Origin of the sequence: Streptomyces regalis (assembly GCF_001509475.1) — a bacterium.
GTDB lineage: Bacteria > Actinomycetota > Actinomycetes > Streptomycetales > Streptomycetaceae > Streptomyces > Streptomyces regalis.
Genome location: NZ_LLZG01000012.1, coordinates 23,646 through 30,494, shown reverse-complemented (window position 1 = coordinate 30,494; position 6,849 = coordinate 23,646). Strand labels below are relative to the sequence as shown.

At 70.8% G+C, this 6,849-nt stretch carries 7 protein-coding genes and 1 pseudogene; 6 read left to right on the top strand and 2 right to left on the bottom strand.

Annotation, left to right across the window (positions count from 1 at the left end):
* Positions 1–100 precede the first annotated feature (100 nt).
* The 3 genes and pseudogenes from ADL12_RS49565 to ADL12_RS03450 all read left to right on the top strand — a co-directional run.
* Positions 101–977: pseudogene (locus ADL12_RS49565) on the top strand (IS701 family transposase); the annotation flags it as partial.
* A 152-nt stretch (positions 978–1,129) separates the two neighbouring features.
* Complete coding sequence (miaB, locus tag ADL12_RS03455) at positions 1,130–2,659, top strand: tRNA (N6-isopentenyl adenosine(37)-C2)-methylthiotransferase MiaB (RefSeq protein WP_062698321.1); 1,530 nt, start codon at positions 1,130–1,132, stop codon at positions 2,657–2,659.
* A gap of 47 nt (positions 2,660–2,706) precedes the next feature.
* Positions 2,707–3,438, top strand: coding sequence for a class III extradiol dioxygenase subunit B-like domain-containing protein (locus ADL12_RS03450; protein WP_079051813.1), 732 nt, complete (start codon positions 2,707–2,709; stop codon positions 3,436–3,438).
* A gap of 76 nt (positions 3,439–3,514) precedes the next feature.
* Here ADL12_RS03450 and ADL12_RS03445 read toward each other — a convergent pair whose 3' ends face one another.
* Together ADL12_RS03445 and ADL12_RS03440 are read right to left on the bottom strand one after the other, a co-directional pair.
* On the bottom strand, positions 3,515–3,784 hold the full coding sequence (locus tag ADL12_RS03445; RefSeq protein ID WP_062698317.1) for an antitoxin: 270 nt from the start codon (positions 3,782–3,784) through the stop codon (positions 3,515–3,517).
* A 24-nt stretch (positions 3,785–3,808) separates the two neighbouring features.
* Positions 3,809–4,078, bottom strand: a complete 270-nt coding sequence (locus ADL12_RS03440) for a hypothetical protein (RefSeq protein ID WP_062698315.1) — start codon at positions 4,076–4,078, stop codon at positions 3,809–3,811.
* Between the two features lie 182 nt (positions 4,079–4,260).
* Here ADL12_RS03440 and miaA point away from each other — a divergent pair, with 182 nt between their 5' ends.
* The 3 genes from miaA to dapF all read left to right on the top strand — a co-directional run bounded on the left by miaA (position 4,261) and on the right by dapF (position 6,778).
* On the top strand, positions 4,261–5,199 hold the full coding sequence (gene miaA / locus ADL12_RS03435; protein ID WP_062698313.1) for a tRNA (adenosine(37)-N6)-dimethylallyltransferase MiaA: 939 nt from the start codon (positions 4,261–4,263) through the stop codon (positions 5,197–5,199).
* 108 nt (positions 5,200–5,307) lie between these two features.
* The gene (locus ADL12_RS03430) at positions 5,308–5,811 is read left to right on the top strand and encodes a hypothetical protein (RefSeq protein WP_062698311.1); all 504 of its coding nucleotides are present in this window, start codon (positions 5,308–5,310) and stop codon (positions 5,809–5,811) included.
* A 73-nt stretch (positions 5,812–5,884) separates the two neighbouring features.
* A complete protein-coding gene (gene dapF, locus ADL12_RS03425; protein WP_062698309.1) occupies positions 5,885–6,778 on the top strand; it encodes a diaminopimelate epimerase in 894 nt (297 codons plus the stop codon).
* Positions 6,779–6,849 lie beyond the last annotated feature (71 nt).

The window sequence follows — 6,849 nt, the reverse complement described above, 5'->3', positions numbered from 1 at the left end:
CGCAGAGCACGAGCGGCAACGCGGCCTGACAGACACGGGGTCATATCTCAGACTCCCACCAACACCCCTCTGCCGAGCACTTATTGAAATACGGGCCCCGGGCAGGATTCAGATTTCCCAGGTCGCGGTCTACCTGGTCTACGCCGGTCAGCGCGGGCATGCGGCGGTGGACCGGGAACTGTACCTCCCGAGCTCCTGGACGGCCGACCCCGTTCGCTGCCGGGCCGCCGGGCTGGGCGAGGAAGCCGGGTTCGCGACCAAACCGGAGCTGGCCACCACGCGTCGTGGGTCGTGGGGGACGAGGTCTACGGCGGCAACCCGACACTGCGTGCCGCGCTGGAGGAGCGCGGCACCGGCTACGTGCTGGCCGTGGCCTGCTCCCATGAAGTCACCACCAGAGCCGGGAAGTTCCGCGCGGACACCCTGGTCAAGAAGCTGCCAAGCGAGTTCGGCAGAAGCTGTCCGCAGGAGCGGGGGCGAAGGGGCACCGCTTCTACGACCGGGCCGCCATCGACCTGCCTAACCCCGCCACAGGCAGCCGCCAGCTGCTGATCCGCCGCAATCGCACCACCGGAGAACTCGCCTACTACCGCTGCAACTCACCCGCGCCGGTGCCGCTGGCCACGCTGGTACGAGTCGCTGGATCAAGATGGCGGGTGGAAGAGACGTTCCAGTCCGGCAAGGGTCTGGCCGGACTGGACGAGCACCAGGGCCACCGCTACGCGTCCTGGTCCCGCTTGGTCACCCTCGCCATGCTCGCCCACGCCTTCCTCGCAGTCGTCCGCGCCGACGAACACGCCCGCCACCCCGCACCAGACGCCCTCACACCGCTCACCAACCAAATCCAGCGCCTGTTCATCACTGTCGTCATCCGACCCGTCCACGACACAGCCCACCGGCTCAGCTGGTCCTACTGGCGACGCCGCCACCAGGCCCGATCTCAGGCCGGCCACTACGGACGACAAGCCGCGCAGGCATTGGCGTCTTTCCTATCGCCCCCGCAGCGGTGGATCGCTGCGGGGGCTTCGTCGTGCGTCGTCCTGGCCCTCGGCAACAGTGGTACGGGCTTGTATCGGGCACCAGGACTGGCCCGGAGTGGGTGCTGCCGGCGCGCCCTTACCCTGGAGACATGACCAGCAGCAGTGACCGGGCCGGAGCGGTGGACGAAGTGGGCGTTACCCGAAGCTACGAGATCCGCACCTACGGGTGCCAGATGAACGTCCATGACTCCGAGCGATTGTCCGGACTGCTGGAGGACGCCGGCTACGTGCGCGCCCCCGCGGGCTCGGACGGTGACGCCGACGTCGTCGTCTTCAACACCTGCGCGGTTCGCGAGAACGCCGACAACAAGCTGTACGGCAACCTCGGCCACCTCGCCCCCATGAAGACCAAGCGGCCCGGGATGCAGATCGCGGTCGGCGGCTGTCTCGCGCAGAAGGACCGCGACACCATCGTGAAGCGGGCGCCCTGGGTGGACGTCGTCTTCGGCACGCACAACATCGGCAAGCTGCCCGTCCTGCTGGAACGCGCGCGCGTGCAGGAGGAGGCGCAGGTCGAGATCGCCGAGTCGCTGGAGGCGTTCCCGTCGACGCTGCCGACGCGGCGCGAGAGCGCGTACGCGGCCTGGGTGTCGATCTCCGTCGGCTGCAACAACACCTGCACCTTCTGCATCGTCCCCGCCCTGCGCGGCAAGGAGAAGGACCGCCGCACCGGCGACATCCTCGCCGAGATCGAAGCCCTGGTCGCCGAGGGCGTCAGCGAGATCACGCTGCTCGGCCAGAACGTCAACGCGTACGGCTCCGACATCGGCGACCGCGAGGCGTTCAGCAAGCTGCTGCGGGCCTGCGGGAGCATCGAGGGCCTGGAGCGCGTCCGCTTCACGTCCCCGCACCCGCGTGACTTCACCGACGACGTGATCGCCGCCATGGCCGAGACGCCGAACGTGATGCCCCAGCTCCACATGCCGCTCCAGTCCGGCTCGGACACGGTCCTGAAGGCGATGCGCCGCTCCTACCGCCAGGAGCGCTACCTCGGCATCATCGAGAAGGTCCGCGCCGCCATCCCGCACGCCGCGATCACGACCGACATCATCGTGGGCTTCCCCGGCGAGACCGAGGAGGACTTCGAGCAGACGCTGCACGTGGTGCGCGAGGCCCGCTTCGCGCAGGCCTTCACCTTCCAGTACTCCAAGCGCCCGGGCACCCCCGCGGCCACCATGGAGAACCAGATCCCCAAGCAGGTCGTCCAGGCGCGCTACGAGCGTCTCGTCGCCCTCCAGGAGGAGATCTCCTGGGAGGAGAACAAGAAGCAGGTCGGCCGCAAACTGGAGCTGATGGTCGCCGAGGGCGAGGGCCGCAAGGACGGCACCACCCACCGCCTCTCCGGCCGGGCCCCCGACAACCGCCTGGTCCACTTCACCAAGCCGGAGCAGGAGGTCCGCCCCGGCGATGTGGTGACGGTCGAGATCACGTACGCCGCCCCGCACCACCTCCTCGCCGAGGGCGCCGTCCTCGACATCCGCCGCACGCGCGCGGGCGACGCCTGGGAGAAGCGGAACGCCGCCGCCCAGGCCAAGCCGGCCGGTGTGCTGCTCGGCCTGCCCAAGGTGGGCGTGCCGGAGCCGCTGCCGGTGGTCACCGGAGGCTGCGCCGTCGACTGACCGGGCGTCCCGGGTGACCCCCTGGGCCGCGCAGTAGGCTGCCGATCATGCTTGTCGCCGCCGCAGTCTGCCCTTGCCCGCCGCTCCTCGTGCCCGAGCTCGCCGCGGGCGCCGCAGCCGAGCTGGATGCCGCGCGAGCCGCCTGCACGGACGCGCTCGGCGTGCTCGCGGCCGCTCGGCCCGACCTTCTCGTGGTCGTCGGCCCCGCCCAGGAGAGTGGGCACGGGACGTATGCGGAAGGTACGCCGGGCTCGTTCCGCGGCTTCGGCGTGGACATCGACGTACGGCTGGGCCAGGCCGAGGACGACGCGGCCACCGCCCCGGTGCCGTCGGAACGCCTGCTTCCGTCCTCGCTGGCCGTCGCCGCATGGCTGCTGGAGCGGACCCGGTGGTCGGACGCCCCGATCGAGGGACTCGGTGTGGGGGAACCGCTGGAGGTCGAGCGGTGTATGGAAATCGGAAGGGACATCGCTGCCCGGGCCGAGCGGGTGGCACTGCTGGTGATGGGCGACGCCAGCGCCTGCCGCACGCTCAAGGCTCCCGGTTACCTCGACGAGCGGGCGGCACCTTTCGACGCGTCCGTCGCGCGGGCGCTGGGCAGGGCGGACGTGGCCGCCCTCAAGGCGCTGGACACCGGGCTCGCACGTGACCTGAAGGCCTCGGGCCGAGCCCCCTGGCAGGTCCTCGCGGGAGCCGGCGAGGAGGCGGGCCTTTCGGGTGCCCTGCTGTACGAGGACGCGCCGTACGGGGTGGGGTACCTGGTCGCGGCCTGGTCGTAGGGCGGGACGGTGCCCACCTGAAAACGGCGGACGGCCGGGAGCCGTCAAGCTCCGCGGCCGTCCGTCGATGTGCCGTTCAGGTCGTCGGCGGGGGTGCGTCCGGTGGCGGCGTGCTGCTGCCCGTCGCCGTGTGGTCGCCCTTGTGCGCGAGCCGGTCCATGGCGCCCTTGGCCTTGCCCGTACCCGTGTGGATCTTGTCGCTGTACTTGCCCTTGGTCTTCTTGTCGACGAACTTCTCAGCCTTGTCGAGGCCGTGTTGCACCCTGTCCTCGTGCCGCTGCGCGAAGTCGGAGACCTTGTCCTTGGCTGGGGCGAGTTTGGCTTTCAAATTGTGCATCAGACCCATGCTTCACCTTCCCGCGCGGGGCAGTTACGTGCGGGCGCCCTCGTCGGCCTCACGGTCGGCCGCCTCGTCGGCGGACTGCTGCTTGGGGATCTCGACGCCGTCGTCGGTATCGGCCTCGACGGGTTCCGCCGCCGTTGGCTGGGCCCCGTCCTCGGTCTGGGCCTCGGCCGACCCCTTCGCCTCTGCAGCCTCCTCCGCCGCGGGTTCGGCCGTTGGTGTGTCGGCCTGCGCCTCGGCGGTTGACGCCTCCTCCGTAGCCTTCGACCTCCGGAGAAGTCGTGCGAAAACGCCCATATCCACTCCATACGTTACTCGTGCGGGCGAAATCCCGCGTCGTCCGGTGCGTCCGTTTGCGTCGCCCGGTCGCCGCCTCCGCGAAACCGGCGGCCAAAACCTCGCAACTGGCAACGACCCCGCGCGCGTGCCGTCACGTAACTCGTTCGAGGTCACCCCGTGAGGTTTGCGAGACTGGGCCGGTGAGTAGCGCACCTTCCGTCCCCCGAGTCATCGCCGTCGTCGGACCGACCGCAGCCGGAAAGTCCGATCTGGGCGTGTTCCTGGCCCAGCGGCTCGGCGGCGAGGTCGTCAATGCCGACTCCATGCAGCTCTACCGAGGGATGGACATCGGCACCGCCAAGCTGACGCCCGAGGAGCGCGCCGGTGTCCCGCACCACCTGCTGGACATCTGGGACGTCACGGTCACGGCGTCCGTCGCCGAGTACCAGAAGCTCGCGCGGGAGCGGATCGACGCACTGCTGGCCGAAGGGCGCTGGCCGATCCTGGTCGGCGGCTCGGGGCTGTACGTCCGTGGGGCCGTCGACAACCTGGAGTTCCCCGGCACCGACCCCGAGGTCAGGGCCCGATTGGAGGACGAGCTCGCGCTGCGCGGCTCCGGGGCGCTGCACGCCCGCCTGGCCGCCGCCGACCCCGAGGCCGCGCAGGTGATCCTGCCCAGCAACGGGCGCCGTATCGTCCGGGCCCTCGAGGTGATCGAGATCACCGGCAAGCCCTTCACCGCCAACCTTCCCGGCCACGACTCGGTCTACGACACGGTCCAGATCGGCGTCGATGTGGCCCGCCCGGAGCTCGACGAGCGCATCGCGCGCCGGGTCGACCGGATGTGGGACGCCGGGCTCGTGGACGAAGTCCGGGTGCTGGAGGCGCGGGGGTTGCGTGAGGGGCGTACGGCCTCGCGCGCGCTCGGCTACCAGCAGGTGCTCACGGCGCTCGCCGGGGAGTGCACCCTCGATGAGGCGCGGGCCGAGACCGTACGTGCCACCAAGCGCTTCGCGCGCCGCCAGGATTCATGGTTCAGGCGCGACCCGCGGGTGCATTGGCTCAGTGGGGCTGCGGCGGATCTCACAGAACTTCCGCATCTCGCCCTGGCGTTGGTCGAACGACCGGTTACAGCCTGATCACGTGATGGCATCGGGACGCTCCGGCCGCCGTCCCGGCCTCCGGCGCCGTGCCATCATCGAGCTTCGATCGACCAAGTGGAGTCCGAGTTGGGAGGGCGCGTGGCGATGGAGGCCGGCCCTCGCGACACCGCACAAGGCACCGAGAACGTCACCACCGACAGGGGCGAACGGGAGCAGGACGACGACCGTCCGATCCCCGACGGGCTCGACGAGGCGGAGGGTGGCGTCACCGACGACGGCCCCGAGCCCGAGGAGATGTACGCGAGCGGCCCGGAGGTCGAGGTCGAGCTGCGCCCGCAGCGGCGACTGCGTATCTGGCAGCTCGCGCCCATCGTGTTCCTTGCCGCGGTCGGCTCCCTGATGTTCGCGTTCCCGCTGGCCTTCGACTTCGGCGACAGCGGGGCCGTGATCGCCATGCTGGGGCTCCTGATCTGCTCCTGCGCGGCCGGCTGGGGCATGATGGCCGCCCGCCGGGTGGGCTACACCTGGCCCGGGGTGCCACAGCGGGGCTCCGGACGCAGACCGGACTGGCGGGTCGTGGTGGCCTACGCCGTGGTCGTCGCTGCGGTGGTCGTGCTGGCCGTATGGCGTGTAGCAAGGCTCCGCTGAAGCGCCCCGACACAGACCTGCCGTCCTGCACCCTCCTCGGCCCTCCCGGCGGAGTGCGCCGTACGATCGAGGAATGAGCACGCGGATCGCCTTCCTCAAGGGCCACGGCACCGAGAACGACTTCGTGATCGTCCCGGACCCCGAGAACACCATCGACCTGCCCCCGGCCGCCGTCGCCGCCCTGTGCGACCGCCGCGCGGGCATCGGCGGTGACGGACTGCTGCATGTGGTGCGGTCCGCGGCGCACCCCGAGGCCAAGGACATGGCGGCCGAGGCCGAGTGGTTCATGGACTACCGCAACGGCGACGGCTCGGTCGCGGAGATGTGCGGCAACGGCGTGCGCGTGTTCGCGCGCTACCTCCAGCGAGCCGGACACGCCGCCGAGGGCGATCTCGCGGTCGCCACGCGCGGGGGTGTGAAGACGGTGCACATCGCCAAGACTGCATCCACCAGCGGCTCCGCCGCGGGTGACGTCACGGTCGGCATGGGCAAGGCGCTGCTCCCCGAAGGGGACGTCACGGTGAGCGTCGGCGAGCGCAGCTGGCCCGCACGCAACGTGAACATGGGCAACCCGCACGCGGTGGCCTTCGTGGACGACCTCGCGCACGCCGGTGACCTGCACTCCCCGCCGCCGTTCAGCCCTGCCTCCGCCTACCCGGACGGGGTCAACGTCGAGTTCGTGGTCGACCGCGGGCCCCGGCATGTCGCGCTGCGCGTGCACGAGCGCGGTGCCGGTGAGACCCGTTCGTGCGGCACGGGCGCGTGCGCCGTCGCTGTGGCCGCCGCGCGGCGGGACGGCGCGGACCCGGCGGTCACCGGTGCCCCCGCGACGTACACCGTCGATGTGCCGGGCGGCACCCTCGTGATCACCGAGCGGGCGGACGGCGAGATCGAGATGACCGGCCCCGCGGTGATCGTCGCCGAGGGCGAGATCGACGCGGACTGGCTGGAAAACGCGGTCCGTTGAGGCGCAGGGGCGGCTTGGTATCCCAGCCTTGACCGCTCCGGTGCCTGTCAGCGGCCTGTTCCGGGCGACGG

Excerpts from the sequence above, each read along its gene's own strand:
- miaB (WP_062698321.1), top strand. The coding sequence starts at position 1,130 with ATGACCAGCAGCAGTGACCGGGCCGGAGCGGTGGACGAAGTGGGCGTT.
- ADL12_RS03450 (WP_079051813.1), top strand. The coding sequence starts at position 2,707 with ATGCTTGTCGCCGCCGCAGTCTGCCCTTGCCCGCCGCTCCTCGTGCCC.
- ADL12_RS03445 (WP_062698317.1), bottom strand. The coding sequence starts at position 3,784 with ATGGGTCTGATGCACAATTTGAAAGCCAAACTCGCCCCAGCCAAGGAC.
- ADL12_RS03440 (WP_062698315.1), bottom strand. The coding sequence starts at position 4,078 with ATGGGCGTTTTCGCACGACTTCTCCGGAGGTCGAAGGCTACGGAGGAG.
- ADL12_RS03430 (WP_062698311.1), top strand. The coding sequence starts at position 5,308 with ATGGAGGCCGGCCCTCGCGACACCGCACAAGGCACCGAGAACGTCACC.
- dapF (WP_062698309.1), top strand. The coding sequence starts at position 5,885 with ATGAGCACGCGGATCGCCTTCCTCAAGGGCCACGGCACCGAGAACGAC.